The following is a 26,538-nucleotide window of genomic DNA, read 5'->3' on the forward strand; positions in this document are numbered from 1 at the left end:
TTTAGCTAATTGCGTACCACATAAGCAGTACAACGACGATGCCGGCCAGACCAAAAAAAACGTTTTCAAAAACAGCGCGTTGTTTGACTTCGGCAGGTTCAGACTTATCAATGGCGAACAGCATGAGCCAGGAAGTTACTCCCAGACCGCCTGCAGCAATAAGCACAGCAAAAAGAATGGCGTCAAATATATTTTCCATAATGAGATCCCTGTGAAAAAATGGAAAAGAACAGCAACAGAATAGTTCTGCTAAGCCTTTATAGTGTACTGATTTTCACGCCTAATGACTATGTCTGAGCGCGTTTCTTAGTACGTTTTGTAGCGATTACAGGTAACAGGCCAAACAGAGCCAGAATTACAGCTCCCCAGTTACCAATTTTATTAAAGAATGTTGAACCACTAACCGGGTAAACATCTGCTGATAACGCCGTTGCCGTAAACTGTGGAGCCAGTTCTATATATTGACCATGTTCGTCTACAGCTGCTGTAACGCCATTATTCGTCGCCCGTAACAAAGGCTTACCAAGCTCCATTGCACGCATTCGCGCTATTTGCATGTGTTGCCAGGGACCGTGTGAATCACCAAACCAGGTATCATTGCTTATGGTCACGAGATAATCGGTATCGTCGTAGGTATTGCTGCGAACTTGACCCGCAAAGGCTATTTCATAGCATATAGCCATGGCCAGATTGCTACCGTTGGCCTTGAGGTTAGGCTGTTGATATCCCCCCCGGCTAAATGACGACATAGGTAGATTAAATAGCGGAGCCAGCGGACGTAAAAGGTCTTCAAAAGGCACAAACTCGCCAATTGGCAGCAGTTGGTGTTTTTGGTAACGGTTAGCGTTGCCATAATTGTAGCTGTCGTCGTCCAGTACAATAACGGAGTTGTAAAAATCATCGTTGAGTCTGTCGTAATCAATAATGCCGGTAACTAAGGCTGAGTCGTTCATACTCGCGGACTGTTCTACCGTATTGAGGACATCACTGGCATAAGGCTCAAGCGCGGTTATCGCGGATTCCGGCCAAATAACCAGGTCGTGATTAAACTTGGGGCGGGTTAAATCCAGATAACGCAAAATATTTGGCCATTGCTGTTCGGCCTGCCATTTTAAAGATTGTTGAATGTTGCCCTGAACCAGCAGTACCGACATGGACTCCATTTTTCTCTCTGTGGGTTGTATTTTAGGAAATACGACAGCGCAAGTGAGAAAAATAAGCGGAATTAAAAGCGACGCTGGTTTTTTGAACCTGAACGCCAGCACCATGGTAATAGCAGTAAACCAAAGTGCTACTGTAATACCCGTTTCACCTATAACCGGAGCCAGTCCGCCGAAAATGCCATCGGTTTGACTGTAACCCAGGCTCAGCCATGGGAAGCCGGTGAAGAGCCAGCCTCTGAGCAGCTCAGCAATAAGCCAGAAGAAAGGCAGACTGAAGCGCCAGGCAAACTTTCGGTGAGAGAGCCTTTGCCAACACCAAAATGCAATTGCAGGAAACAGCGCTAAATAAGCAAACAACAACACTAATAAAAGCAGCGTAACCGGAACCGGAACACCACCATATTGATCGATGCTAACGTAAATCCAGCTTAAACCAGCACCGAACCAACCCATGCCGAAGACAAAGCCCGCTCTGAATGCACGTTTAGGGGCGAGGGGCCATATCAGTCTTACCACTATAGGCAGTATGATAAACGGCAGCCAATGCCAGTGAAAAGGTGAATAAGACAGCGTCAGGAGAGCGCCGCAAATCACTAATAGCAAAGAGCGCGTAACGCTTCCTGAATGCTTCATCATTACTGTGCAGACTCCGGCGAGGTGTCGGTATCAGAGTCGAGACTGACTTGCAGTTGCTGAATACGTCTTTTATCTGCATTAGTGACCCGGAAGGTCATGTTGCCAAGCGTCACTTCTTCACCTGCCTGCGGTAAATGGCCAAAGCCGTGTGCGACCAGGCCACCAACGGTATCGTGTTCTTCATCACTGAAGTTGGTGTCAAAGTATTGGTTAAAATCTTCAATGGTAGTTAAAGCTTTTATCGAATAACGGCTTGGGCTAAGACGACGAATATTGGTCTTTTCGTCGTTACCATGAGCATCAGTTTCGTCTTCAATTTCGCCAACTATTTCTTCCAGAATGTCTTCAATAGTGACCAGACCAGACACTCCGCCGTATTCATCAACGACAATCGCCATATGATAGCGGTTGGAACGGAACTCTTTGAGCAATACGTCAACGCGCTTACTCTCCGGAACAATAACCGCCGGGCGCATAACTTTGTCCAGTGAAAAGGCTTCATCGGTCATATTAAAGCCGTAGCTGAGCAAATCCTTTGCTAACAGAATACCCTCAACGTGATCTTTATTGTCAGTAACAACCGGGTAACGACTGTGTTGAGAATCGATAACGATAGGCAGGAATTCGTCTACACCTTGGTGGATATCAATGGTGACCATTTGTGAGCGCGGGATCATAATGTCACGGACTTTAAGTTCAGCGACGTCGAGCACGCCTTCAATCATTTCTCTGGTATCGTTGTCTATCAGGTCGCGGTCTTCGGCGTCCTGAATCAAATCGACGAGTTCTTCTCTGCTTTTCGGCTCACCAGCGAATGCTTGCAGCAGTCTCGCTGCCCAGGATTTTCCCGATGAGCCGTTGGCTGAGTGGGGGTTGTCGTCGCTCATTGAGTGTTAAGCTCCATGTTGTCTGCGGTTTGATACGGGTCTGATATTCCCAGACTCGCTAAGATGTTACGTTCAATTTGTTCCATTTCTTCGGCTTCGTCGTCTTCAATATGATCGTAACCTAATAGGTGGAGAGTACCGTGTATCACCATATGCGTCCAGTGGTCGATGGCTGACTTTTGTTGCTCTTCAGCTTCACGTTCAACGACGCTCTGACAGATAACCAAATCACCTAACAAAGTGACGGGTAATTCTACCGGGCTATTGAATGGGAAAGACAAAACATTGGTGGCGTAATCTTTATTGCGGAACTCATTATTAAGCTGCTGAGCTTCTTCTGATGCAGCAATGCGCACCGTTAGCTCAACCGCTTTATCATCTTTTTTCAGGTAATCCAGAGTGGCCGAGACCCAGTTATGAACAGCGTTTTCCTCTGGAGCATTAGTAATACCGTCAGCCAGTTGATAATCCAGTGTTAAATCAGCCATTAGTTTTTATCAAATTCCTCGTAGGCTTGAACGATACGCTGCACTACGGGGTGGCGTACGACATCACCGGCCTGAAAGAAGGTAAAGCTGATGTCCGTGACTTTATTCAGCACCTCAATAGCATGCCTTAATCCTGAGCGTTGGCCCCGGGGTAAATCAACCTGAGTGATGTCGCCGGTAATAACAGCTCGTGAATTAAAACCAATACGGGTCAGGAACATTTTCATCTGTTCACAAGTGGTATTCTGGCTTTCATCTAGGATTATGAAGGCGTCATTCAGCGTACGTCCGCGCATGTAAGCCAGCGGAGCCACTTCAATAACGTTGCGTTCAATGAGTTTTTCAACTTTTTCAAAGCCGAGCATTTCGAATAAAGCGTCATAAAGAGGGCGCAAATAGGGGTCTACTTTCTGAGCTAAGTCTCCCGGTAAGAAACCGAGTTTTTCACCCGCTTCCACTGCCGGTCGAGTCAATAGAATACGGCGCACTTCCTGACGTTCCAATGCATCTACTGCACAAGCTACCGCCAGATAAGTTTTACCGGTACCGGCCGGTCCAATACCAAAATTCACATCATGAGCCAGAATGGCGCGAACATAACCAGCCTGATTATGATTCCGAGGCTTAATTAAGCCGCGTTTGGTTTTAATGTGAGTCATTTTTTCAGCGGCAGGGTCGCCTTGATCGTTGCTTTGCTCAAGAACTTTTGCCTGTTGAATAGCCAGGTGCACTTGTTCGGGTTCAATTTGGCCTTCTTTGCCTTTTACGGTTGCGGTTTCAACGTAGAGGTCGAGCAACAATTTGTGCACGGCTGCAACGCTGGCAGCGTGGCCTATCAGTTGAAATTGATGACCGCGGTGCGTTATTTCAACGCCCAGGCGACGCTCTACATGCTTCAGGTTTTCGTCTAAAGGGCCGCAGAGATTGGAAAGCCGACGTGAATCCGCCGGCTCTAGTTCAAAATCAAGTGTCTGTGTTTGTGGACTCAATCGTTTCCTCTTTACTTAACTGGCTTGTCGAGGCATTCGAGCAACGCCTAATTCATCTGGCTCGCTCGACTTTCCTCTTTGCAAAATAATTTCTGGTGCCGTATCTACACGAAGCCCCATATCGGCTTCTTCCCGAATTAACTCACCGCGTAGCGAGTTAGGAAGAACTTCGGTAATACGTACATCAACGAACTGTCCAATCATATGGGGTTGACCAACGAAATTTACAACCCGATTGTTTTCAGTGCGTCCGGTAAGTTCCATCGGGTTCTTTTTCGATGGCCCGGTAACCAGAATGCGTTGTTCCGTTTCCAGCATACGACGAGCGTGCGCCATAGACTGTTGGTTCAAACGTTGCTGTAAAAGCTGCAGCCGCTGCTTTTTGGTTTCTTCACTAATGTCGTCAGGTAAATCAGCCGCTGGCGTTCCCGGGCGAGCACTATAAATAAAGCTGAAGCTCATGTCGAAGTCAATGCTCTGGATAAGATCCATGGTTGCTTCAAAATCGGCATCGCTTTCACCGGGGAAACCGATGATAAAGTCGGATGACATGGCGATATCAGGACGCGCTTTTTTCAAGGCACGAATTTTCGATTTGTATTCCAGTGCCGTGTGACCACGCTTCATCATGGTTAATATCCGGTCTGAACCACTTTGTACTGGTAAGTGTAAATGACTGACCAGCTCCGGAATGGTCTTATAGGCTTCGGTAATGTCGTCTGTGAATTCAACCGGATGTGATGTGGTATAGCGAATGCGATCAATACCATCAATTGCCGCAACCAGGTGCAGCAGTTCAGCAAAGCGGCACACTTCGCCGTCGTAATGCTCACCGCGATAGGCGTTAACGTTTTGTCCTAACAGGTTCACTTCACGAACGCCTTGTTCCGCCAGTTGTGCAATTTCATAAATGACATCATCCACCGGGCGACTGACCTCTTCGCCGCGCGTGTAGGGCACAACACAGAATGAGCAATACTTGCTGCAGCCTTCCATAATAGAGACAAAGGCACTGGCACCGTCTGCTTTAGGCTCGGCTAAACGGTCAAACTTTTCAATTTCAGGAAAAGAGACGTCAACCATAGGTGCATGAGTCTCGCTGACCTGATTAACCATTTCTGGTAAGCGGTGCAGAGTCTGAGGACCAAAGATAATATCGACAAAAGGCGCGCGGGCGCGAATTTCATTGCCTTCCTGAGAAGCAACACAGCCGCCAACACCAATTAATAAATTAGGGTTGCTCTTTTTCAGATTTTTCCAGCGACCTAATTGGTGAAAAACCTTCTCCTGCGCCTTTTCGCGGATGGAACAGGTGTTCAACAGAATGAGATCGGCATCTTCGGCTTCTTCGGCAACATCGTAGCCGTGGGTTGAGTGGAGCAATTCTGCCATTTTTGCAGAATCGTACTCGTTCATCTGGCAACCCCAGGTTTTGATATATAACTTCTTACTCATGACCACTCGATGGTTGATGGATTTCGTATAAGGCGCTTATTTTATCGCGTATTGGAGCAGATTGCCAAGTTTGAAATGATTAACTTTTGCGCCGTGTCCGTATGGCAAAATAGCCTGCAACAACAATGATTAACGCGCCCCACAACATGTGCCAGGCAAGTTCCTCTCCAAATAACCAGTAGCCGAGTAATGCGGCGAACAAAACTGAGCTATAAGTAAACACCCCAACCTTTGCCGGTGGAGCGATGGAAAAAGCTTTGGTCATAGCCAATTGCCCATAAACTGCCAGCAGGCCCATAACAATAACGCCCAACCAGTGTTGCGTTGGAATAGGTTGCCATAACCACAACAGAGGAAGCCCAGAAGCAATGGTGGCTAGTGTGGAAAAGTAGAATACGATTTTACTTGTCGATTCGGTGTCCGACATACGGCGAATAACAGTTTTGGTGAAGGCTGCTAATGCGGCGGCTAAAAAGGCTAAGCCGATGACAGGCGAAAGTTCGCTGTTTATAGGGTCGAGAAAAATAAAGACACCAATAAACCCCAGTCCAATAGCCAGCCAGGTTTGTCTGGCAACATAGTCGCGTAGCCAAAGCCAGCCAATAACCGGAATTAAAAAGGGGGACAACAACAGAACCAGAGTGGCCTGCGCCAGTGGAATTGTGGCAATGGCGTAGAAAAACAGGTACATAGCAGCTATGCCCGCAGCGCCACGAATAAGATGCAGCTTCAGACGTTCTGTTTTTAAGTTGCCAAGACCTTTTCGCCATAACCAGGGAAGAAGAACGAGAAAGGCCATCAGATTGCGGAAAAAGACCAATTGCTCGAAAGGTTGATCCTGACTGATGTATTTAACCAGGGCACTTACACCTGCAAAACTGGCTTCGGCACTTAAAATAAGCAGAGAAGCAATAATGACCGCTTTTTGTGAACTTTCCCTAGCTTGCATAAAAAACACTCTGAACATCGTCTTATTGACTATGATAACGGAAATTCACCATGAGATGTGTTATTTATAAGGGCTAGCAGGAATGTAAGGAGTGAGGGCGCGGTAGATGAAACAGCTATCAGTATTGATAAATGGCGGCGGAATGGTCGGTGCTGCGGCCGCACTAGCATTAGCGCAGCAAGGTGCAAATGTGACCTTACTTGAACCCTTTCCTCCAGGAGATGACTGCAGTACAGACCCTGACTGGGATTTACGCATATCGTCTGTGAATAACAGCAATTGGGAATGGTTACTGGATTTAGGTATTGGCGTTTGTGTGCGTCAGCAGCGGGTTTTCGATTATCAGAAACTGAGCGTAACATCGCAAAGTGGCCATAACCTGAGCTTTCAGGCGAATGAAGCGGGCTTATCCAAACTTGGCGTTATGGTCGAAAATAATGCTTTGCAGCTGGCGCTATGGACAAAACTGCGCTCTCTTAAGAACGTTGATTTACGAGAAGGCGAAACGCTCGATAAACTCAATACTGGAACAAAAACGGTGGTTTTAAGTCAGGGCGATGCGCTCAGCTATGATCTGTTGTTGGGCTGTGACGGAGCCAATTCTAAAGTGGCGCAGCTTGCCGGTTTTCATTATCGGGGCTGGGACTATGACCAACGTTGCTTATTAGCTAATGTCAGTCTGGAAAAGCCAATAGAACCCGAAACCTGGGAAGTTTTTCGCCCTCAGGGGCCTTATGCTTTGCTACCGCTGACCGAGCAACAAGCCTGCCTTATAGACTACGGTTTACGTGACGACATCAATTCTCTGCAGAAAGACAAGGCGGGTTTTGAAGCTTATTTGCGTGAGACCTTTTCTCCCCATATCGGTAATTTCCGGGTACTTAAAAGTGCCAGTTTTGCGCTGCAGAGAAAACATGCTGCGCACTACGTCAAAGAAGACTCTATTGTTTTATTAGGCGATGCTGCTCACAGTATTCATCCAATGGCCGGGCAGGGCGTTAACCTGGGGTTTGCCGATGTTCGCTGTTTGGTTGAGGTACTACGGAAAAATACTCCAGGCGTAGCTTTGGGGCAGTATGAAACGAGCCGGAAAGGCGAAAATGCGAAAATGATGCGGATGATGGATGCTATACAGTTAGGCTGGCGTAGTCGTAATCCAGTTATGCAGTTTGCAACAGCAGCATCCTTGAAAGTAGCGGCTTTGCCGTGGGTGAAGCGTTGGTTGTTAAAGCAGGCTGTGGGCGAATAACAGGCGCAAAAAAACCACCTTATGGTGGCCTTTCTGTTTTCCACTTTTATCTGAGTAAAATTATACTCGAATAAAGTGGTGCGGAGGGGGGGACTTGAACCCCCACGTCCTTACGGACACTAGCACCTGAAGCTAGCGCGTCTACCAATTCCGCCACCACCGCAACAGTAGTTAGTATGGCTGGGGCACCAGGGATCGAACCTGGGAATCGCGGGATCAAAACCCGCTGCCTTACCGCTTGGCTATGCCCCATCCTACTAAGATGGCAATCACTTTTGGAAACAACTAATGGCTGGGGCACCAGGGATCGAACCTGGGAATCGCGGGATCAAAACCCGCTGCCTTACCGCTTGGCTATGCCCCAATTTTAGCTGGCTCTGAGAGTTGGTGCGGACGGAGAGACTTGAACTCTCACGCCGTGAGGCACTGGAACCTAAATCCAGCGTGTCTACCAATTCCACCACGTCCGCATCATGATCAGTTAAAGGTTGGTGGCTACGGCGAGATTCGAACTTGCGACCCCAGCATTATGAGTGCTGTGCTCTAACCAGCTGAGCTACGTAGCCATACCTTTTTACTTACCGCTCTCTGTGAGTGCGGCGCGTATTATGCAAATCGCTCCGCAGCCCGTCAACCTATTTTTGAGAAAAAACGATATTAACGGGCGCGTTTGAGCAAAAAAACAGTGATTTGCTTAAAAAGGCAGCAAATCACCAAGGCAGGCTTTCTCCGTTACTATGAAAAAACTGTCCGGTGGTATCTAAGCTTAATTCCTCAATACGTTGCATTAAGCGTTCCGCTGCAGTTTCTGCAGGAATATCTCCGGCATGATTCACCATATCGGTTTGTACAAAACCCGGATGGAGTAATACCACGGGAATTCCATGTTCTTTTAAGTCCAGCGCAAGGGATTTCCCGGCCGCATTCAATGCCGCCTTTGACATTCTGTAACCGTAGCGGCTTCCTGAACCATTATCTCCAATGGATCCCATACGGCTGGTAATCAAGGCAACCTTACTGCCTTTCTTTAAATTCTTTAGTAGCGCTTCGGTGACTCTTAGCGGCGCTAACGCGTTGACTTCAAACTGAGCCCGTATATTACCAGCGTCAATTTCACCTAATACGTCTTTATGCAGAAGCCCTGCGTTATTAATTAAGATATCAATCTTTTTATCGCCGATGGTCTCGGAAAGACGCAGTAAATCGGAGGCTTTGGTGACATCAATGCCCTCAATAATTTCAACGTCCAGCTCAGTTAATTGCTTTGAACTGTTGCGGCAAACGGCGAAAACTTTGTGGCCTTGTTCGGCATACTGCCGGGCAAATTCGTAGCCAATTCCCCGGTTAGCACCGGTAATTAAAACCTGTTGTTGACTCATTTTGTACTCCAAATACCAGAGGCGTTATTCGCTAACGCCACCTTCAGTTAGTTTTTTCGGGTCCAGCAACTGCTCAAGCCGGTCACGACCTAGGTCGGTCATCTCATCAGCGACATCGATAATGGCTCGTCCATCTTTGTACGCTACTTTGGCAATTTCAGCGGCTTTATTGTAGCCAATGACCGGGTTAAGAGCTGTTACCAGAATAGGGTTTTTCGCTAAAGCTTGTTGCAGCCGCTCTTCATTGACCTCGAAGTCGGCAATAGCTTTAGTTGCCAGAGCGTCACAACTGTTACTGAGTATATTAATGGACTGTAGTAAGTTGTAGCCAATAACTGGCAGCATAACGTTTAGCTGGAAGTTGCCTTGCTGGGCAGCTGTCGTAATTGTGGTGTGGTTACCATTAACCTGAGCGGCAACCATAGCTACAGCTTCCGGAATGACCGGGTTCACTTTACCCGGCATAATACTGCTTCCGGGCTGTAATGCGGTTAGCTGAATTTCGCCTAAGCCCGCCAGTGGTCCACTGTTCATCCAGCGTAAGTCGTTACTGACTTTGAGTAAGGTCGTCGCCAGCGTATTCAGTTGTGCCGAGAGTTGTAAATTGATTTCCTGTCCGGCAATACCCGTAAAAGGGTTCGCTGAGTGTTTAAAGTCACTGCCGCTAAGCTCAGTCAACTGTTCGGCAAACTCAGCTGCAAATTCTTTAGGGGCATTTATTCCTGTGCCTATTGCTGTACCGCCCTGCGGAAGAATTCGGCTGCGCTGTAATAACTGTGGAAGCTGTTCAGCAGTTATGTCCAACTGACCAGCCCAGGCTTCAAGTTCTTGCGCCATGGTCATTGGCATGGCATCCATTAAATGGGTTCTGCCGGTTTTTACCACATTGCGTAACTCAATGGCTTTACTGCGAATAGTATCAATAAGGCCTTTTAAAGCTGGTGTTAACTGTTTTTCTACAGCCAGTACACTCGCCACCTGAATAGCGGTAGGTATAACATCGTTGCTCGACTGGCTTTGGTTCACATGGTCATTGGGGTGAATTTCAACACCGCTTTGCTTAGCTAAATTGGCAATAACCTCGTTCACATTCATATTGGAACTGGTACCTGAACCGGTCTGGAACACATCAATAGGGAAGTGCTCTAAGTGATGACCGTTAATGATTTCTTTAGCCGCTTTAATAATGGCGTCAGCCTGTTCCTTTTCTAACTGACCAATTTTAGCGTTTGCTCCGGCGGCACTCGCTTTAACCATTGCTATGGCTTGTATCAGTTGAGTGGGTAAGGTTAGCCCACTAATGGAAAAGTTATCAACGGCACGCTGTGTTTGTGCAGCGTAAAGTGCTTTTTGGGGGACTTTGACCTCGCCCATACTGTCCTTCTCTGTGCGATAATCCTGACTCATAAATATCCCTCCTGTCCTCAAGCTAAGAGTAATAGCTTAGTGTCTAAATTTGTTTGTCGATACTTATGTATTTCAAGTACCAACAATGAACCATAGTGGATCATTAATACGTACTTCAATCATAGCGCAGTTTCGTTTTTTCGGTTACGGTTGACTGATGTGCGCGAGCTTAATGGTGATTTTGTGGGGGACTTTGTGTGAAGCGACTTTTTGTTGGTGTTTTTTTCACGGTATTTGCGGTTCAAAGCGTGGTCGCAGATACCGTGCAGGTTGAGATTTTGGCCGCAGATGGTCAGCCGTTGGCAAATGCTGCACTGTTAATTGAGAGGGAAAAGCCGCCTGTCAAAGTGACTGGGCAGTCGGCGGTAGTTGACCAGGTGAACAAGCAATTTACGCCCACGGTTAGCGCAGTAGAGCCGGGCACCGACGTTGTGTTTCCTAACAGTGATAACATTCGACATCATGTTTACTCTTTCTCTGAGGCTAAGAATTTTGAGTTAAAACTTTATTCAGATAAAGAAAAGCCAAGCGTTAATTTTGATAAAGCAGGCATAGTGACTCTGGGTTGTAATATCCACGACCAAATGGTTGCCTATGTGCTGGTAAGTGACGAATACGATATTGCGGTAACGAATGAGCAGGGTATTGTTGAGCTTAAGGTGGAAGAAAATTCAGCTCCCGCCGAAATCAGGGTGTGGCACTATTGGATGGGGGATGAACTGTCTAAAGCACAGAACGTGCAATTAACCTCAGATTCAGGGAAGCTGACCGGGCAGGTGCAAGTATCACCGCCGGTGCGGGAAGATAAAGAGCCCTCGCGGCTGGAACAGCGATTTAATCGCAGAGGGAATTGATGATAACACGGTTCAGAACCCGTTTAATTTTCATCCTTGCAGGACTTGTAGCTGGCGCTTTGTTGGTTGCTTTGGCTGCGGTTTGGGTCGCTACAGAAAATCAGTTAGATCGCTCAATTGAGCGTGAGCTTAGCGTTAGTGAGAGAGTCTTCCGGGAGCTTCTGGATAGTCGTAGCGCTCAATTGCTGCAAGCGGCAGAAGTCCTTACCGATGATTTTGGGTTTAAACGCGCGGTGGCTTCAAAAGATCGGGAAACCATAGTGTCAGCTTTGGTTAACTACGGTGAACGTATTGAAGCTGAGTTGATGGTGCTGCAAACTCCCGAAGGCGAAGAAATTGCATCATCTCATGCTTTTGATCAGCTACGCATTAACCATAGTGGGGCAGGTTCGAACAGCGAACTGGCGGTTGTCGAAGAAGAACTGTTTCAACTGGTTACAGTACCGGTTCATGCTCCAAATCTTATTGCCTGGGCAACCTTAGGTTTTGAAGTGGATTCGGGTTTAGCAGAAGAATTAAAAAATCTGGCTAATGCTGATATCACCCTGTGGCTGGAGAACTCAGGAAAAGTCATTGCTTCCAGTCTGGCTGCACGGCAAGTGTCTTCGTTTGCGAAAGCGCTGAATAAAGACGACCATACTCTTGATAACTGGTTGTTAAATCAGGAACTGGCGGGGAGTGAGGTGGTGCTGGATGCCGGTTCCGATGATGCTGTCCACGTGGCATTAACAACGTCACTTGAAACTGCGGCTGCTGAATTCACGCGGCTGCATTGGCAAATTGCTTTAATTGCAATTGTTGCTCTGGTTATAGCGATACTTTTAGCGGCGATTATAGCCAGAGGTGTTTCCCGTCCGTTACAACAGTTATCGGGAGCCGCTAGAAAATTACAGCAAGGTGACTACAGTGAGTCTGAACTGTCGCTGAACGATGATGAGTTCGGAGAGCTGGCGAATACCTTTGGCAGCATGCGCAAGGCTATTTCCGAACGTGAAAAAAGAATTTCTTATCAGGCATCTCATGACCATTTAACCGATTTACCGAATCGTTCGTTTTTCCGTGAGCAGTTACAGTACCGTTTAGATGGCAATACCAGCTCCGGATGCCTGTTATTGTTGAATATTCATCAATTCAGAGTTCTCAACGACAGTGTGGGGCAGGAAATCGGTGATGACATCCTGCGTCAGTTATCTGCCCGGCTGAAGTGGTGTTGTGGCAACGCTGAATTATTGGCTCGCATCGGTGGCGACGAATTTGCTGTTTTATACGCTTCTGATAAGTCCGAATTCGATCTCGACAACAAAATTAAAGAGCTTCACTCTTTTCTTGATACGCCTTTTAAAGTCGGCGACAGTGATTATCGGCTGGCCTTTAATATCGGTGTTGTTTATTTTCCTGGGCATGGCAACGAGGTCGACTTACTTATTCGTCGCGCGCAAGTCAGTGTTCAGCAGTCCAAACTCCAGAAGAGCTTTTATGTTGAATATAAAAGTGGGTTGGACGAACAATACATGCGGCGCCTGCAAATTATCGAGTCCCTTAAAGACGCAGTAGCGGATAAGGAGCTACATCTTGTACTGCAACCTAAAATTAATTGCCAGACGGGTTCATTGGTGGGGGCTGAGGTATTGTTGAGATGGCAAAGTGATAAGCTCGGATTTGTCGGACCGGATGAATTTATTCCGTTAGCAGAGCAATCCGGAGCCATTACAGAGTTGACCAACTGGGTGTGCAGAGAGTCGGCCAAACTGCTTCAGAGCTGGCATGAGCAGGGGCGAACTTTAAAATTGAGCATCAATTTGTCAACCGTCGACTTATTGAGCGACGCCTTACCCTTGCTGTTTGAACAACTCATTATTGATTTTCCTGAGTTGCCAAAATTACTGGTACTGGAAATTACAGAAAGTGCGGTAATGAAAGACCCGGAAAAAGCCATTGCCCGGCTGGAAACATTGAAGCGTCTTGGGTTTTCAATATCAATTGATGACTACGGTACCGGTCACTCCTCATTGGCACAATTGCGGCGTTTACCAGTAGAGGAATTGAAAGTAGACCGGGCCTTTGTGCAGCATTTGAGCGAGGAGTCTAAGGACAAATCTATTGTTCGTTCAACCATACACTTAGCTCACGAGTTAGGTCTTCGTGTCGTTGCAGAAGGTGTGGAAAATGAGGATAGCTGGAGAGTGTTGCAGTCGATGCATTGCGATGAGTTGCAAGGCTATTTCTTTAGCAAACCCTTACCAATTTCAGGCTTTATAGATTACTTAAATAACCATGAAACCAATGGATGATAACGAATGATGAACAAGTGTTTATATGGTGGCGGTTTTTTGCTGACCTGTGCTTTAGCTGTAGCCCCATCTGCGGCAGCGGATCAGGGAACACGATTACTGGCAACCGGCGGTACCAGTAGTCTTGAAGGCTCTGGTGGCGGAGGCATTGTGCCCTGGGCTACGTTAAGCAGTTATGCCGGTGAAGGCCAGTTTGGCGCGACGGTTAACTTGAGTGAAGTGTCTGTTGATGATTTTCGCTTAAGTGTTCAGGGCGCCAGTTTCAGCTGGAATAACCGTATTGAGCTGTCGTATGCGGAGCAAACCTTTGACCTGTCGACCATTGGCGGTGAACTGAGCCAAAGTATTGTGGGTGCAAAAGTACGTTTGGCAGGAGACTTAATTTATGGTGACTTGCCGCAAATAAGCCTGGGTTTACAACATAAGAAGAACAACGATTATGAGTTGCCAGCGGCGGTAGGCTCTCAGGATGACAGCGGCACCGACTGGTATGTCAGTGCAGCAAAAGCATGGCTGGACGGACCTTTCCACCGTACCTGGGTTGCTAATCTGACATTACGTTCAAGTAAAGCAAATCAACTGGGGTTACTGGGCTTTGGCGGCGATAAAGAGAAAAGCCGCGAGTGGCTGGCTGAAGCTTCCGTAGCTGCTTTTATTAATCGTTATTGGGCTGTAGGCGTTGAGTACCGACAGAAACCGGATAACTTAAGCTTTGCGGAAGAGCAGGATTGGAAAGATCTTTTTGTTGCGTATTTCCCGAACAAACATGTATCTGTCGTTGGAGCCTACACCGATCTGGGCTCCATTGCGGGACTGGACGACCAAACTGGTTGGTATTTGTCTGTTCAGGCAGCTTTTTAAGGAGAGACTATGAAAACCGTTTTGTTATTGGTGGCCTTGTTGTTTTCGCCACTGAGTTTTGCTCAGAGCTTGTATCAGCAACTGGGTGAACAGCAGGGCATAGAGACTATTGTTGAAGAAATGCTTTATCGGGTCGGCGGTGACGAGCGTATTGCGCATCACTTTGATGGTGTTGATATTATGCGCGTACATAAGCTCATCAGCGAGCAAGTGTGTGATTTAAGTGGCGGCCCTTGTGATTACAGTGGTGAGGATATGAAAACTTCCCATCGTAATATGGGCGTCGACAATGCGGATTTTAATGCTTTAGTGGAACACTTGATTGCCGCAATGGAAAAGGAGAATGTTCCGGTTTCAGCGCAGAATCAGTTATTGGGCGTGCTGGCGCCAATGCATAGCGATATTGTTGAAGAGTAATGGATGAAAAAAAATGGCTCGCTGAGAGCGAGCCATTAATTGGTATTTAAACGTTAAAGCGGAAGTGAATGACATCGCCGTCTTTCACAATGTACTCTTTCCCTTCCAGACGCCATTTACCGGCATCTTTTGCGCCTTGTTCACCGTTGTTAGCTATATAGTCGTCATAACCAACGATTTCGGCACGAATAAAGCCTTTCTCGAAGTCGGTGTGGATGCGTCCGGCTGCCTGCGGTGCAGTTGAACCCACTTTAACTGTCCATGCGCGAACTTCTTTTACGCCGGCAGTGAAGTAGGTGTGCAGGTTTAATAGTTCGTAACCGCCACGAATAACGCGGTTCAGGCCAGGTTCTTCCTGACCCAGTTCGCTCAGGAACTCTTCTTTATCCGCTTCATCCAGCTCGGCAATTTCTGACTCAATAGCGGCACATACCGGAACGACTACCGCATTCTCGGTTGCGGCAATTTCACGAACTTTGTCAAGATGAGGGTTATTTTCAAAGCCGTCTTCGTTGACATTAGCAATGTACATAGTCGGCTTTAAAGTCAGCAAGTTGTATGAACGAATAGTGGCACGCTCATCTTTGCTTAGCTCAACAGAACGAGCCATTTTGCCTTCGTCCAATGCCGGTTTCAGCTTTTCCAGCACAGCAATTTCGGCTTTAGCTTGTGAATCCCCACCTTTAGCTTTTTTACTTAAGCGGTACAGAGACTTATCAACTGAGTCTAAATCGGCCAATGCCAGCTCGGTGTTAATGGTGTCAATGTCATCGGCCGGGTCGATACCACCGCTGACATGCACTATGTTGTCGTCTTCAAAACAGCGAACAACATGGCCAATAGCGTCAGTTTCACGAATGTTTGCTAAAAACTGGTTACCTAAGCCTTCGCCTTTTGAAGCACCTTTAACTAGCCCGGCGATATCCACAAACTCCATGGTTGTTGGAATAACGCGTTCCGGGTTAACAATAGCGGCTAGCTTATCAAGACGAGGATCAGGAACAGGCACAACGCCAGTGTTTGGTTCGATGGTACAAAATGGAAAGTTTGCAGCTTCAATGCCTGCTTTGGTCAGTGCGTTGAAGAGAGTGGATTTACCTACGTTAGGTAAACCAACGATACCACATCGAAATCCCATGAGAGTTTAGCCTTTCTGTTCAGGGCGGTAGCTATGCAGGCGCTGCAACGCAGTTCCCCAGCCTTCCGCCATTAATGTGTCGATACTGCGGCTGGCTTCATCGATACAGTCATCAATAAGCCGCTGTTCGTTTGCTGAAGCTTTGCCTAAGACAAAGCCAGTTACTTTTGTTTTATCGCCCGGGTGGCCAATACCAATGCGTAACCGCATAAAGTCCTGGCTGCCTGTCTGAGCAATAATGTCTTTAATTCCGTTATGCCCGCCGGCACCTCCGCCTTTTTTAAATTTAGCAACGCCGGGTGGTAAATCGAGCTCATCGTATGCCACTAAAATTTCGTTAGCCGGTATTTTATAAAAGTTAGCCAGAGCCGCAACAGAGAAGCCACTACGGTTCATAAAATTTTGTGGTAATACAATACGCAGGTCATGAGCGCCTTGTTGCCAGCGTCCAATAAGAGCTTTGCTTTTTGCATCAGGGGAGAGCGTAATCGCGTGGCGTCTGCAAAAGTCATCGACTAACCAGAAACCAGCGTTGTGGCGAGTTCGTTCATACTCGGGGCCCGGATTTCCCAGGCCCACAAGTAGTTTTACTTCAGTTCCCATAACAGGAGACTGACTTATTCTTCGTCAGCGTCTTTGCTGTTTTCAGCAGGAACGTCGCCAGGTGCTACTGTATCTTCTTCGGTCTCTTCTTTCTCGACGCGAGGAGCAGTAATAGACACAACCGCCTGGTCGTGGTCTTCACCTTTGGTCAGTTCAACTAACTCAACGCCTTTAGGCAGTTTTAAGTCAGTTAGGTGAATAGTGTCACCAACGCTGAGTTCAGCAATATCAACTTCCAGATATTCTGGTAAGTCTTTCGGTAATACAGTAATTTCCACGTCGTTCACGTGGTGAACAACTACACCGCCTTCTTCTTTAACGCCCTTAGCAGTTGTTTCATTTAAGAAGTGCAGAGGTAAGTTAGTGTGCAGCTTGTGGCCTTTTTCTACACGCTGGAAATCCAGGTGAGTCAATTTAGGCTTGTACGGGTGACGCTGCATGTCTTTCAGAATTGCCTGATGTTTCTTACCATCAAATTCCAGCGTCAAAATGTGCGAATAAAAGGCTTCGTAGTCGGCCATGTTATTCACTTTGTTGTGGTCTAACGCTAATGCGATTGGCTCGCCCTGACCACCGTATAAAATCGCTGGTACTTTGTCCTCATGACGCAGGCGGCGGCTCGCACCTTTCCCTTTGTCCGTGCGGACGGTAGCTTGGATGTTAAAATCTAATTCAGCCATGATTTGGCCTCTCAATGTTTAAAGTTTTTATTTGTCAGCACTCGCGACCAAGAGCTGACCCAGAAACTTAGAAACCGACAACGAGGCCGGTTTCTAAGGGCGCGCAATACTAGCACTGGGCAGGAATAATTACAACAATCAGTAATCGAACATTGCTGAAATAGATTCTTCATTACTAACGCGGCGCAGTGCTTCTGAAAGCATACCGGACAAGGTTAACTGAGTAACTTTACCCGTGGCTTTCATCGCATCGCTCAGCGGAACACTGTCGGTAACGATAAATTCGTCAATTTCAGAGTCTTTAATGTTTTGCACCGCATTGCCGGAAAATACCGGGTGAGTAGCGTAAGCAAACACACGCTTTGCACCGTGAGACTTCAGTGCTTCTGCGGCTTTGCAAAGCGTTCCGCCAGTATCAATCATGTCATCGACAATAATGCAGTCACGGCCTTTAACATCACCTATTATGTGCATAACCTGCGATACGTTGGCTGACGGACGGCGCTTATCAATGATGGCTAAATCGGTGTCGTCCATAAGCTTGGCAAAAGCACGGGCACGTACAACACCACCAATATCAGGAGAGACTACAACCGGATGGTCGAAGTTTTGCTGACGCATGTGTTCTAACAATACCGGAGTACCAAAAACGTTATCGACAGGTACGTCAAAAAAGCCCTGAATTTGTTCCGCGTGTAAGTCGACAGTCAGTACACGGTCAACACCAACACTGGATAAGAAATCGGCAACAACTTTAGCCGTAATAGGAACACGAGCTGAACGAACGCGACGATCCTGACGAGCGTAACCAAAATAAGGCATCACTGCAGTAATACGACCAGCTGAGGCACGACGTAAAGCGTCCACCATAACAATGAGTTCCATTAAGTTGTCATTGGTGGGGGCACAAGTAGATTGAAGAATAAAGACGTCGGAACCGCGGACGTTTTCATTAATGGCGACGCTAATTTCGCCGTCACTAAAGCGACCAACGGAAGCTTCACCAAGTTTGATATATAGGCGATCGGCGATTTTCTGGGCTAGCTCAGGAGTGGCGTTGCCGGCGAAAAGTTTCATGTCAGGCACAACATACCTCGACTTTTATTGGGTTAATGTCTGGATAAGTGGTGAACGGTTCTGGCCTTGAGCGATAAATGAGCAAAGTTCTTTGGGAACCTGCTGTTGCGCTTCCTTTGCGGCTTGTCTTGTCTCAAATGTTGAAAAAAGACATGCTCCACTGCCAGTGAGCCGAGTCGGGGCGTATTCTAGCAAGGCACGGCGCAACATAGCAACTTCGGTGTGTAGATCGCAGACCACCGGTTCAAACACATTCGCGACTTTTTGCTGTTGCCAGTTTTCCGCGGTAACCGGCGAGCAGTTGCGTTGTAGTTTAGGGTGAGAAAACAGCGCAGCCGTACTGATAGAAACATTGGGTTTAACTACCAAATACCAGGGAGTAGGCGGTGTTATATTAGTGAATACATCGCCGATACCTTCAGCAAAACAGGCATGTCCATGAATAAATACGGGCACGTCTGCACCAAGTTTGCGACCTATTGCCTGTAGTTCTGTGCTATTTAAATGACTGCCCCAAAGCTGATTCAGCCCCACCAGCGCGGTTGCAGCATTAGATGAACCTCCACCTAGTCCGGCTCCCTGAGGAAGCCTCTTAATTAATTCAATCGAGCAGCCAGGCAGTTGCGTCATGCCTTTTTCTTCATAGGCTTTTTTTAGCGCTGTTAACGCCTTCCAGACTAAATTCTCGTCGCGGGGAATTTGGCTGTTGCAGTCAATTAAATCAAACTGGTTGTCGTAGGTGGTATAGAACTTCAGGGTGTCAGCGTAATCCAGAAATTGAAAAACGGTCTGTAAATTGTGGTACCCGTCGGCGCGGCGCCCAACGATATGCAAAAACAGATTAAGTTTCGCCGGAGCTGGGAGCGTTAAGGTGTTTACTGCCATTCGTTCACTTGCACCTTTATCTGTAGCTCAGGACTTTCCAGGTGGATCTGTTCCGGTAAGGTTACTATTTGTACTTTGTCCTGATCATAGAACCAACTGAGCTGCCAGTTTTGACCCTGATGGAATATCGTCGACTGAGCTAAGGTTCCATCTTTATGATAACTCACAGACTTTAGTGAGCTCGTTTTTCTGCCCAGAACCCAGTTGTGTAACTCTTCAAAGGGAACAGCCGCGCCCAGCAGACGGTATAATAAAGCGTCTGCTGAAGGAGCCCAGCGTTCCTGGTCATCGGAGTCAGTCAACAAAGCGCCGCTGTCATCGACGGTCAGTTTAGCCAGTTGGCCTTTTAGCGGATGAGAGAAACGAATGATTTGCTGGTGAGGCTGGTAACGCCAGTTAATGTAAAAGCTGTCCCTTTCCTTATTGTTTTTCTGAATAACAGCCATGCGACCACTTAGTGACCATTGTTGTAGCTGCTCCAGCTTTTGTTGATGAGCGTCAATAATACGTTGATTAACTTCGGTACTGCTTGCTTGCTCTGATGGCGTCGGCAGCGCGCACCCGGTTAACGATGTTATAACAACCAGGTAAACCCAGAATAGTCGGCGTTGAATCATATTTTTCAATTGCTGCAATCGGAATGTAATTAGTTGACCAGAAAGCGCTGTCACTTTCAATGACTAAGGCTTTCACGTACAATCGGGCAACTTAGATTTTGGCCGCGTTGGGATAACGAGTTTCACAGTCAGATGACCATTTCAGCTCTCGGAATTAATCATAAAACCGCATCAGTCGATTTGCGCGAGCAAGTTGCGTTTAGTGCTGAACAGCTTGATGCTGCGCTGCAGGCCGTGCGTAATCTTCAAGGTGTTGAAGAAGCCGTTATCGTCTCTACCTGTAACCGAACCGAGCTATATTGCCGGGGGGAAGTGTCTGGTGACTTGCTCCTGGGCTGGTTAACCGGTTTCCACAAATTGGCCCCAAATGCGCTGGAAAATCATCATTATCACTTCCAGGGCGAGCAGGCCATTACCCACCTTATGTCAGTCGCCAGTGGTTTAGACTCGCTGGTACTTGGCGAGCCACAAATTCTGGGGCAGGTAAAACAAGCGTATCAGGCCGCGAAACGTCAGGCCTCTGTCGGCGGTATCCTTGAACGCTTATTTCAGCAGACCTTTCGTGTAGCAAAAACCGTTAGAAATGAAACCGCGGTAGGTCAAAACGCGGTTTCGGTTGCTTATGCTGCGGTTTCTATGGCGCGTCATATTTTCGCTAATTTACAGAAGTCGAAGGTGCTGCTGATTGGAGCCGGTGATACTTCCGAGCTGGTTGCTCAGCATTTAAAGCAGCAAGGCGTAACCGAAATTCTGGTGGCAAACCGGACTTTGCAAAGGGCTAGCGAAATGGCTGAACGTGTCGGCGCAACGGCTCACAGTTTGTCTGAGTTATCAGAGTTATTGCCTCAGGCCGATATTGTCGTCAGTTCAACCGCCAGTACTTTGCCTATTGTGGGCAAAGGCAGCATTGAAAAAGCACTGAAAAAGCGTCGGCACAGACCCATGCTGTTAATTGACTTAGCTGTGCCACGAGACATTGAAGAGCAGGTTAATGAACTCGATGATGCTTACCTTTATACCGTTGACGATCTACAAAGTATTATTAGTGAGAATATCCGTAACCGTGAGCAGGCCGCTCGTGAAGCTCAGGTTATTATTCAGCAGCAAACGAAAGAGTTTAATGACTGGCTGAAGTCGCTGAACAGTGTCGAGCTGGTGCGGGAGTACCGTACGCACACAAAAACACTAGCTGACGAGCAGTTAAAAAAAGCATTAGCGCAAATAGAGCAGGGCAAAGACCCGGCCGAAGTGCTGCAACGATTCAGCCACAGGCTGGTGCAGCAATTAACGCATAAACCGACAAGCTTATTGAAATCTGCCGGCGAAAATAATGACCAATATACGCTGGCCGTTTTGCAACAACTTTGGTCAGAGCCATCCTCTGACTCATCAAAAGGCAAATAAAAACATGTTGAATCCATCCATTGAACGCAAACTAGAAGGGTTAGTTGAGCGTTATCAGGAAGTGCAGGCTTTATTGGGTGAGCCCGATGTGATCAGTGACCAAAACCGCTTTCGCTCATTATCGCGTGAGTATTCTCAATTAGAAGAAGTGGTTGGTTGCTTTGAAGAGTACCGCCAGAATCAGGATGATCAGGCAGCCGCTAAAGATATGGCTGAAGATGATGACGCTGACATGCGCGAAATGGCGGAAGAAGAGCTAAAAGAGGCAAGAAAAGCCGAAGAAGAGCTGGAAAACCGCCTGCAACTTCTATTGTTGCCCAAAGACCCGAATGACGACCGCTCATGCTATCTCGAAATTCGTGCCGGAGCTGGCGGTGATGAAGCGTCGATATTCGCCGGCGATTTATTCCGTATGTATAGCCGCTACGCTGAAAAAAATGGCTGGAAGGTCAATATTGTCAGTGCCAGCGACGGTGAACACGGCGGTTATAAAGAAATTATTGCGCACATGAGTGGCGATGGTGTCTACGGACGCATGAAGTTTGAGTCTGGTGGGCATCGCGTACAACGTGTTCCTGAAACTGAATCGCAGGGGCGTATTCATACTTCAGCTTGTACTGTTGCCGTGTTACCGGAAATTCCAGAAGCCGAGGCCGTTGAAATTAACCCGGCGGACTTACGTGTTGATACTTACCGCGCCTCGGGTGCTGGCGGTCAGCACGTTAACCGAACCGATTCAGCCATTCGTCTTACCCACATACCAACCGGTGTGGTGGTTGAGTGTCAGGAAGAGCGCTCGCAACATAAAAACCGGGCGAAAGCCATGTCGGTTTTACAGGCAAGAATACAGCGTCTGGAAGATGAAAAACGTCAGGCAGAAGAAGACAGTACCCGCCGTAACCTGGTAGGAAGTGGTGATCGTTCAGAGCGCATTCGCACTTATAATTACCCGCAAAGCCGGGTAACAGACCACCGCATTAACCTGACGCTGTATCGGTTAGATGAAGTACTTACCGGCGATATCGATTTGATACTGGATGCCATTATTACTGAGCATCAGGCGGATCAACTGGCGGCTCTGTCTGAAGGACAGCAATGACGCTGCAGCAAGCCATAAAATGGGGGCGGGAGCAGTTAGAGCAGAGTGAAGATGCTGCTGCGGATGTTTCTGCCTTACTTTGCTTTGTGCTGGATAAAGAAAAAACTTACCTTATGACCTGGCCGGAAAAGCCGCTGACACAAGAGCAGCAACGGCATTATGAGGAATGTATTTTAGCCCGGCAGAAAGGCAAGCCCGTGGCTCATATCACTGGTCGCCGCGAGTTTTGGTCATTGATGCTTGAAGTAAACGCCAGCACGTTAATTCCCCGTCCCGATACTGAAACGCTGGTTGAAGCGGCGCTTAGTCTTGAGCTTCCTGAAAATGCCCGCATACTGGATTTAGGCACGGGTACGGGAGCGGTCGCCTTGGCATTAAAGTCGGAATGTCCCGGCTGGCAAGTTTGGGCGTGCGATAAAAGCGGCGATGCGGTGGAACTGGCACGCCGGAATAGTCAGGCTTTAGGCTTAAATGTTGAAATTTTGTGCAGCAACTGGTTTCAATCTGTGCCAAAGTCTCTTAAATTTGACTTGATTTTATCGAACCCTCCATACATTGATGCAGGCGATCCGCACTTGAGTATGGGAGATGTCAGATTTGAGCCCCAGACGGCGTTAATTGCGGAAAATAACGGTTTAGCCGATATAGAGACTATTATAAAAGAAGCCAACAACCATTTAGCAGACCAGGGTTGGTTACTACTTGAGCAGGGATGGCAACAGGCTGATAGCGTTGCAGAGCTACTGTTTAAAAGTGGTTATAAAAAGGTTAACCGTTGGCAGGATTATGCTAGGGTAGACCGAGTTACCGGCGGGGAAAAGCCAGGGCGGGGAGAGACTAATAATGAGCAATCAGTTTATGTTTGCTGACGAAACCAGCCAGCAAACCACAAAATTACCGACAGAATACTGGAAAATTCTGATTGTCGATGATGAACCAGAGGTGCATGCGGTAACCAAACTGGCACTCAACGACTTTAATTTTTTAGGTCGTGGTTTAAAGTTTTACAGTGCTTTTTCTGGTGAAGAGGCAAAGCGGTTAATTGACGAGCATCCTGACGCAGCTATATTACTGCTGGACGTTGTTATGGAAACCGATGATGCAGGACTACAGGTAGCGCGTTATATTCGGGAAGAAGCCGACAACCACTTTACTCGTATTATTTTGCGGACAGGGCAGCCGGGTCAGGCACCTGAACGCACGGTTATCGTTAACTACGACATTAATGACTACAAATCCAAAACCGAACTCACTGCACAGAAGCTCTTTACTGCAGTAATGTCATCGCTGCGTTCGTACCGCGATATCATGTCCATTGATCAAAGTCGTCACGGGCTTGAGAAAATCATTGCGGCTTCGGCGAATCTTTATGCTCTGCAACCAATGAACAGTTTTGTTGATGGTTTAGTGCAGCAGTTGAGCTGGGTCATCGGCGGTGCCAAACAAACCTTGTATGCTACCTCTAATGAAGACGGCTCATCCTATAGAGTGTTAGCCGCTCATGGAGAAGATTCCGGGGTTTGTGTTGGTCAGACTTTACGCTCGGTTATTCCGTCAAAGGCTTTAGCCGAGTTAGAACATGTTATTGCGAATCATGGCTCGTATTATGGTGACGATTTCGTATTGTTATATTGCCGAAGTCATTGTCGGTCGCACGGTTCGGTTTTGTTTATCGGAGGCTTATCCAGAGCACTTACGGCCGATGATCACCATGTACTTCAGCTATTTTCTGAAAACGTACAGCTGGCGCAGGATAACGTGGTCTGTCTGGAAGACTCCGATCAGTTTCTGGCGCGTTTAGCCGATCAGCTTATGTTGCACCATGCGAGTCACTTTAACGGCATTCTGGAGCAAAACAGCGAAGTCCGGCTGGCCTATGCTGTAGCCCAAAAAGTTTCGGCAGAAGACGCTGAGACAACGGCTTTAGCCTGGTCTTTATTTGCGCAGGCGCGACCGTTGCTTAACTGCGCTTCGGATGCGGCTGCAGCGGTAGAAACTACGTGTCAGCAACGAGTTGCCCGCTCATTACGAGCGCTGGGTCACGGTGAGCATGAAGCAACACAAAATGCGCACAGAGCACTTATTGAAAGACTGGAACGCTGGGACGGCCTGGGTTTGCCCGAAGGTAAACAAGGTTCGGATATCGCGATAAGCACTCAGGTTCTTCTGTTGACCGAGCAGTTGCTGGATTGGTGGGAAAGTGGCATTAGTGACAGCGATATTGCTGTGCGCCTGAAAGATGAACGGGGTCGCTATTATTCACCTAAGTTTCTTGATGTTGTTATAAAATCCCTGCCTGAGTTGAGAACCATTTAATTAAATTAAAAATAAGAGGTTACTGTGTACGCTGCTTTTAAACACCTGCATGTATTATTTGTGCTGATTTCGATCAGCCTTTTTTTATTCCGTTTTGTGCTTCTGCTTCTCGACTCACCTTTATTAAAAAAGAAGTGGTTGAAGATAGTTCCTCACATTAACGATACCTTATTGTTACTCAGTGCGGTGGGTATCATGGTGACATTAAGCATGTACCCAATTCAGGTTCCCTGGTTAACCGATAAAGTCATAGGTGTTATTGCTTATATTGGCTTTGGTGTCTTGGCTATGAAAGGAAAAACAGCTGGTGCACGCTGGCTTGGTTTTGTTGGTGCTTGTGGCTGGATAGCCTTCCTGTTGCATGTGGCTGTGTCCAAACAAGCACTTATTGCCGGTTAAATTAAGGGAGTACCTATGTTAGCGCCTGAGTCTGTTGTTTCGGAAACGAATGCCTTAATCACTAACGATGGGGTTGTTATTGGTTTACTGCTGGCCATTCTTGGTTTTGTATTTTACACCAATAGCAGCGAGCATCCTTTCTTCAAGAAGTTTTATCGCTTTGTCCCGGCTTTATTGCTTTGCTATTTCATACCGTCTTTGCTGAATACCTTTGGTATTGTCGACGGAAATCAAACCGCGGTAACAGATATAGCAATGGATTATCTATTACCGGCCTGTATGGTATTGCTTACCTTAAGTCTGGATTTAAAAGCCGTAATGGGCCTTGGGTCAAAGGCTCTTATTCTATTTTTAACCGGTACTTTTGGTATTGTCATTGGCGGCCCTATTGCCTTGTTACTGGTGTCTGCCATATTCCCTGAAATGCTTGGCGGTGCAGGCCCCGATGCAGTCTGGCGTGGCATGACAACCATTGCCGGAAGCTGGATTGGTGGCGGCGCAAACCAGGCTGCCATGAAAGAAGTTTATGAAGTCGGCGGAGATATTTTTTCAGCCATGGTGACCGTAGATATTATTGTTGCCAACTTATGGATGGCTGTACTGCTTTATATGGCAGCAAATGCTAAGAAAATTGATGCTCGCACTGGTGCTGATACATCCGCTATCGATAACATTCGTCATAAAGTGGAGCAGTATGAAGCTGAGCATGTCAGAAACCCAAGCTTACGCGATTTAATGCTGATTCTGGCTATTGGTTTTGGTGTTGCCGGGTTAGCGCATTTGCTGGCTGACTGGATAGCTCCGGGAATAGCAACGAATTATCCTGCATTAAGTAAATTCAGTCTCGACAGCTTGTTTTTCTGGGTTATTGTTTTAGCCACGGCTGGCGGTATTGCACTTTCTTTTACCCGGGCTCGTTCTCTGGAAGCTGCAGGAGCGTCAAAAATAGGCTCCGTTTTTGTTTATATTCTGGTGGCCAGCATTGGTTTACATATGGACGTAACCAAAATAGTAGAAGCGCCTAAGTACTTCTTAATTGGTGCCATCTGGATGCTGATCCACGCCGGGCTTATGTTATTTGTGGCCAAACTGCTTCGTGCTCCTGTGTTTTATATGGCTGTGGGCAGTCAGGCTAATGTGGGTGGCGCAGCGTCAGCACCGGTTGTTGCTTCAGCTTTTCACCCGTCATTGGCGCCGGTTGGTGTATTATTAGCGGTAATGGGTTATGCACTTGGAACCTATATGGCGTATTTCGCCGGACAGATTCTACGAGTTGTCGGTAGTTAACCGCGGGA

Annotated in this window: 26 protein-coding genes and 5 tRNA genes; 11 read left to right on the forward strand and 20 right to left on the reverse strand. The window is 47.3% G+C overall.

Annotated features, from left to right (window positions below):
- Position 1 precedes the first annotated feature (1 nt).
- The 7 genes from RJ32_RS06065 to RJ32_RS06095 all read right to left on the reverse strand — a co-directional run bounded on the left by RJ32_RS06065 (position 2) and on the right by RJ32_RS06095 (position 6,567).
- The gene (locus RJ32_RS06065; RefSeq protein WP_034820200.1) at positions 2 to 199 is read right to left on the reverse strand and encodes a hypothetical protein; all 198 of its coding nucleotides are present in this window, start codon (positions 197 to 199) and stop codon (positions 2 to 4) included.
- An 88-nt stretch (positions 200 to 287) separates the two neighbouring features.
- Positions 288 to 1,799, reverse strand: coding sequence for an apolipoprotein N-acyltransferase (lnt, locus tag RJ32_RS06070; RefSeq protein WP_034820203.1), 1,512 nt, complete (start codon positions 1,797 to 1,799; stop codon positions 288 to 290).
- On the reverse strand, positions 1,799 to 2,686 hold the full coding sequence (corC, locus tag RJ32_RS06075) for a CNNM family magnesium/cobalt transport protein CorC (protein ID WP_034820206.1): 888 nt from the start codon (positions 2,684 to 2,686) through the stop codon (positions 1,799 to 1,801). The genes lnt and corC overlap by 1 nt, the downstream gene beginning before the upstream one ends.
- The gene (gene ybeY, locus RJ32_RS06080; RefSeq protein WP_034820209.1) at positions 2,683 to 3,174 is read right to left on the reverse strand and encodes an rRNA maturation RNase YbeY; all 492 of its coding nucleotides are present in this window, start codon (positions 3,172 to 3,174) and stop codon (positions 2,683 to 2,685) included. Before ybeY ends, corC begins: the two co-directional genes overlap by 4 nt.
- A complete protein-coding gene (locus tag RJ32_RS06085; protein ID WP_034820212.1) occupies positions 3,174 to 4,163 on the reverse strand; it encodes a PhoH family protein in 990 nt (329 codons plus the stop codon). Before RJ32_RS06085 ends, ybeY begins: the two co-directional genes overlap by 1 nt.
- A gap of 15 nt (positions 4,164 to 4,178) precedes the next feature.
- A complete protein-coding gene (gene miaB, locus RJ32_RS06090) occupies positions 4,179 to 5,618 on the reverse strand; it encodes a tRNA (N6-isopentenyl adenosine(37)-C2)-methylthiotransferase MiaB (RefSeq protein WP_034820215.1) in 1,440 nt (479 codons plus the stop codon).
- Positions 5,619 to 5,697: 79 nt separating this feature from the next.
- Positions 5,698 to 6,567, reverse strand: coding sequence for a DMT family transporter (locus RJ32_RS06095; RefSeq protein WP_034820218.1), 870 nt, complete (start codon positions 6,565 to 6,567; stop codon positions 5,698 to 5,700).
- A gap of 106 nt (positions 6,568 to 6,673) precedes the next feature.
- Here RJ32_RS06095 and RJ32_RS06100 point away from each other — a divergent pair, with 106 nt between their 5' ends.
- Complete coding sequence (locus RJ32_RS06100) at positions 6,674 to 7,816, forward strand: FAD-dependent oxidoreductase (protein ID WP_034820220.1); 1,143 nt, start codon at positions 6,674 to 6,676, stop codon at positions 7,814 to 7,816.
- Between the two features lie 76 nt (positions 7,817 to 7,892).
- Here RJ32_RS06100 and RJ32_RS06105 read toward each other — a convergent pair.
- The 7 genes from RJ32_RS06105 to RJ32_RS06135 all read right to left on the reverse strand — a co-directional run bounded on the left by RJ32_RS06105 (position 7,893) and on the right by RJ32_RS06135 (position 10,602).
- A tRNA-Leu gene (locus RJ32_RS06105) sits at positions 7,893 to 7,979 on the reverse strand.
- A 14-nt stretch (positions 7,980 to 7,993) separates the two neighbouring features.
- Positions 7,994 to 8,068, reverse strand: a tRNA-Gln gene (locus RJ32_RS06110).
- 37 nt (positions 8,069 to 8,105) lie between these two features.
- Positions 8,106 to 8,180: transfer RNA gene (locus tag RJ32_RS06115), tRNA-Gln, on the reverse strand.
- 21 nt (positions 8,181 to 8,201) lie between these two features.
- Positions 8,202 to 8,286: transfer RNA gene (locus tag RJ32_RS06120), tRNA-Leu, on the reverse strand.
- Between the two features lie 19 nt (positions 8,287 to 8,305).
- A tRNA-Met gene (locus RJ32_RS06125) sits at positions 8,306 to 8,382 on the reverse strand.
- Positions 8,383 to 8,526: 144 nt separating this feature from the next.
- Positions 8,527 to 9,195 carry an SDR family oxidoreductase gene (locus tag RJ32_RS06130; RefSeq protein ID WP_034820222.1) on the reverse strand — a complete coding sequence of 223 codons (669 nt, stop codon included), beginning with the start codon at positions 9,193 to 9,195 and terminating at the stop codon, positions 8,527 to 8,529.
- A gap of 24 nt (positions 9,196 to 9,219) precedes the next feature.
- Positions 9,220 to 10,602, reverse strand: a complete 1,383-nt coding sequence (locus RJ32_RS06135) for a lyase family protein (protein WP_034820224.1) — start codon at positions 10,600 to 10,602, stop codon at positions 9,220 to 9,222.
- 197 nt (positions 10,603 to 10,799) lie between these two features.
- Between RJ32_RS06135 and RJ32_RS06140 the strand changes: the two genes are divergently transcribed.
- Genes RJ32_RS06140 through RJ32_RS06155 form a run of 4 tightly spaced genes read left to right on the forward strand, consistent with a single transcriptional unit; the run spans position 10,800 to position 15,025 of the window.
- Entirely contained in the window at positions 10,800 to 11,456 is a 657-nt protein-coding gene (locus tag RJ32_RS06140; protein WP_034820226.1) for a methylamine utilization protein, read from the forward strand.
- Positions 11,456 to 13,747 carry an EAL domain-containing protein gene (locus RJ32_RS06145; protein ID WP_034820228.1) on the forward strand — a complete coding sequence of 764 codons (2,292 nt, stop codon included), beginning with the start codon at positions 11,456 to 11,458 and terminating at the stop codon, positions 13,745 to 13,747. Before RJ32_RS06140 ends, RJ32_RS06145 begins: the two co-directional genes overlap by 1 nt.
- 6 nt (positions 13,748 to 13,753) lie before the next feature.
- A complete protein-coding gene (locus RJ32_RS06150; RefSeq protein ID WP_034820230.1) occupies positions 13,754 to 14,608 on the forward strand; it encodes a DUF3034 family protein in 855 nt (284 codons plus the stop codon).
- Between the two features lie 9 nt (positions 14,609 to 14,617).
- Positions 14,618 to 15,025, forward strand: coding sequence for a group 1 truncated hemoglobin (locus RJ32_RS06155; RefSeq protein ID WP_034820232.1), 408 nt, complete (start codon positions 14,618 to 14,620; stop codon positions 15,023 to 15,025).
- A gap of 46 nt (positions 15,026 to 15,071) precedes the next feature.
- Here RJ32_RS06155 and ychF read toward each other — a convergent pair whose 3' ends face one another.
- The 6 genes from ychF to lolB form a co-directional block, all read right to left on the reverse strand.
- A complete protein-coding gene (gene ychF, locus RJ32_RS14730) occupies positions 15,072 to 16,163 on the reverse strand; it encodes a redox-regulated ATPase YchF (RefSeq protein ID WP_034820234.1) in 1,092 nt (363 codons plus the stop codon).
- Positions 16,164 to 16,169: 6 nt separating this feature from the next.
- A complete protein-coding gene (pth, locus tag RJ32_RS14735; RefSeq protein ID WP_034820237.1) occupies positions 16,170 to 16,766 on the reverse strand; it encodes an aminoacyl-tRNA hydrolase in 597 nt (198 codons plus the stop codon).
- A gap of 14 nt (positions 16,767 to 16,780) precedes the next feature.
- Positions 16,781 to 17,446, reverse strand: a complete 666-nt coding sequence (locus tag RJ32_RS06170; protein WP_034820239.1) for a 50S ribosomal protein L25/general stress protein Ctc — start codon at positions 17,444 to 17,446, stop codon at positions 16,781 to 16,783.
- A 138-nt stretch (positions 17,447 to 17,584) separates the two neighbouring features.
- Positions 17,585 to 18,532 (reverse strand): ribose-phosphate pyrophosphokinase, encoded by a 948-nt coding sequence (locus RJ32_RS14740; RefSeq protein WP_016341307.1) that lies wholly within the window; start codon positions 18,530 to 18,532, stop codon positions 17,585 to 17,587.
- Between the two features lie 15 nt (positions 18,533 to 18,547).
- Positions 18,548 to 19,408 (reverse strand): 4-(cytidine 5'-diphospho)-2-C-methyl-D-erythritol kinase, encoded by an 861-nt coding sequence (gene ispE, locus RJ32_RS14745; protein WP_034820242.1) that lies wholly within the window; start codon positions 19,406 to 19,408, stop codon positions 18,548 to 18,550.
- The gene (lolB, locus tag RJ32_RS06185) at positions 19,399 to 20,025 is read right to left on the reverse strand and encodes a lipoprotein insertase outer membrane protein LolB (RefSeq protein WP_034820245.1); all 627 of its coding nucleotides are present in this window, start codon (positions 20,023 to 20,025) and stop codon (positions 19,399 to 19,401) included. Before lolB ends, ispE begins: the two co-directional genes overlap by 10 nt.
- 132 nt (positions 20,026 to 20,157) lie before the next feature.
- Between lolB and hemA the strand changes: the two genes are divergently transcribed.
- Genes hemA through RJ32_RS06215 form a run of 6 tightly spaced genes read left to right on the forward strand, consistent with a single transcriptional unit; the run spans position 20,158 to position 26,530 of the window.
- Positions 20,158 to 21,429 (forward strand): glutamyl-tRNA reductase, encoded by a 1,272-nt coding sequence (gene hemA / locus RJ32_RS06190; RefSeq protein ID WP_011234177.1) that lies wholly within the window; start codon positions 20,158 to 20,160, stop codon positions 21,427 to 21,429.
- A 7-nt stretch (positions 21,430 to 21,436) separates the two neighbouring features.
- Positions 21,437 to 22,528 (forward strand): peptide chain release factor 1, encoded by a 1,092-nt coding sequence (gene prfA / locus RJ32_RS06195; RefSeq protein WP_145914817.1) that lies wholly within the window; start codon positions 21,437 to 21,439, stop codon positions 22,526 to 22,528.
- Entirely contained in the window at positions 22,525 to 23,397 is an 873-nt protein-coding gene (prmC, locus tag RJ32_RS06200) for a peptide chain release factor N(5)-glutamine methyltransferase (protein ID WP_051018735.1), read from the forward strand. Before prfA ends, prmC begins: the two co-directional genes overlap by 4 nt.
- Positions 23,372 to 24,844 (forward strand): DUF3369 domain-containing protein, encoded by a 1,473-nt coding sequence (locus RJ32_RS06205; protein ID WP_034820251.1) that lies wholly within the window; start codon positions 23,372 to 23,374, stop codon positions 24,842 to 24,844. The genes prmC and RJ32_RS06205 overlap by 26 nt, the downstream gene beginning before the upstream one ends.
- Before the next feature lie 24 nt (positions 24,845 to 24,868).
- The gene (locus RJ32_RS06210; protein WP_034820254.1) at positions 24,869 to 25,243 is read left to right on the forward strand and encodes a SirB2 family protein; all 375 of its coding nucleotides are present in this window, start codon (positions 24,869 to 24,871) and stop codon (positions 25,241 to 25,243) included.
- 15 nt (positions 25,244 to 25,258) lie between these two features.
- Positions 25,259 to 26,530 (forward strand): DUF819 domain-containing protein, encoded by a 1,272-nt coding sequence (locus RJ32_RS06215; RefSeq protein ID WP_034820257.1) that lies wholly within the window; start codon positions 25,259 to 25,261, stop codon positions 26,528 to 26,530.
- Positions 26,531 to 26,538: the final 8 nt, after the last annotated feature.

Origin of the sequence: Idiomarina sp. 28-8, from assembly GCF_000320945.2 — a bacterium.
GTDB lineage: Bacteria > Pseudomonadota > Gammaproteobacteria > Enterobacterales > Alteromonadaceae > Idiomarina > Idiomarina loihiensis.

Bases quoted from the DNA above. Each gene is read 5' to 3' on its own strand.
- RJ32_RS06145 (WP_034820228.1), top strand. From the start codon at position 11,456: ATGATAACACGGTTCAGAACCCGTTTAATTTTCATCCTTGCAGGACTT.
- RJ32_RS06065 (WP_034820200.1), bottom strand. From the start codon at position 199: ATGGAAAATATATTTGACGCCATTCTTTTTGCTGTGCTTATTGCTGCA.
- RJ32_RS06130 (WP_034820222.1), bottom strand. From the start codon at position 9,195: ATGAGTCAACAACAGGTTTTAATTACCGGTGCTAACCGGGGAATTGGC.
- ychF (WP_034820234.1), bottom strand. From the start codon at position 16,163: ATGGGATTTCGATGTGGTATCGTTGGTTTACCTAACGTAGGTAAATCC.
- lnt (WP_034820203.1), bottom strand. From the start codon at position 1,799: ATGATGAAGCATTCAGGAAGCGTTACGCGCTCTTTGCTATTAGTGATT.
- RJ32_RS06155 (WP_034820232.1), top strand. From the start codon at position 14,618: ATGAAAACCGTTTTGTTATTGGTGGCCTTGTTGTTTTCGCCACTGAGT.
- miaB (WP_034820215.1), bottom strand. From the start codon at position 5,618: ATGAGTAAGAAGTTATATATCAAAACCTGGGGTTGCCAGATGAACGAG.
- RJ32_RS06170 (WP_034820239.1), bottom strand. From the start codon at position 17,446: ATGGCTGAATTAGATTTTAACATCCAAGCTACCGTCCGCACGGACAAA.
- hemA (WP_011234177.1), top strand. From the start codon at position 20,158: ATGACCATTTCAGCTCTCGGAATTAATCATAAAACCGCATCAGTCGAT.
- corC (WP_034820206.1), bottom strand. From the start codon at position 2,686: ATGAGCGACGACAACCCCCACTCAGCCAACGGCTCATCGGGAAAATCC.
- RJ32_RS06135 (WP_034820224.1), bottom strand. From the start codon at position 10,602: ATGAGTCAGGATTATCGCACAGAGAAGGACAGTATGGGCGAGGTCAAA.
- lolB (WP_034820245.1), bottom strand. From the start codon at position 20,025: ATGATTCAACGCCGACTATTCTGGGTTTACCTGGTTGTTATAACATCG.
- ybeY (WP_034820209.1), bottom strand. From the start codon at position 3,174: ATGGCTGATTTAACACTGGATTATCAACTGGCTGACGGTATTACTAAT.
- RJ32_RS06150 (WP_034820230.1), top strand. From the start codon at position 13,754: ATGATGAACAAGTGTTTATATGGTGGCGGTTTTTTGCTGACCTGTGCT.
- RJ32_RS06205 (WP_034820251.1), top strand. From the start codon at position 23,372: ATGAGCAATCAGTTTATGTTTGCTGACGAAACCAGCCAGCAAACCACA.
- RJ32_RS06100 (WP_034820220.1), top strand. From the start codon at position 6,674: ATGAAACAGCTATCAGTATTGATAAATGGCGGCGGAATGGTCGGTGCT.
- ispE (WP_034820242.1), bottom strand. From the start codon at position 19,408: ATGGCAGTAAACACCTTAACGCTCCCAGCTCCGGCGAAACTTAATCTG.
- prmC (WP_051018735.1), top strand. From the start codon at position 22,525: ATGACGCTGCAGCAAGCCATAAAATGGGGGCGGGAGCAGTTAGAGCAG.
- RJ32_RS06215 (WP_034820257.1), top strand. From the start codon at position 25,259: ATGTTAGCGCCTGAGTCTGTTGTTTCGGAAACGAATGCCTTAATCACT.
- pth (WP_034820237.1), bottom strand. From the start codon at position 16,766: ATGGGAACTGAAGTAAAACTACTTGTGGGCCTGGGAAATCCGGGCCCC.
- RJ32_RS06095 (WP_034820218.1), bottom strand. From the start codon at position 6,567: ATGCAAGCTAGGGAAAGTTCACAAAAAGCGGTCATTATTGCTTCTCTG.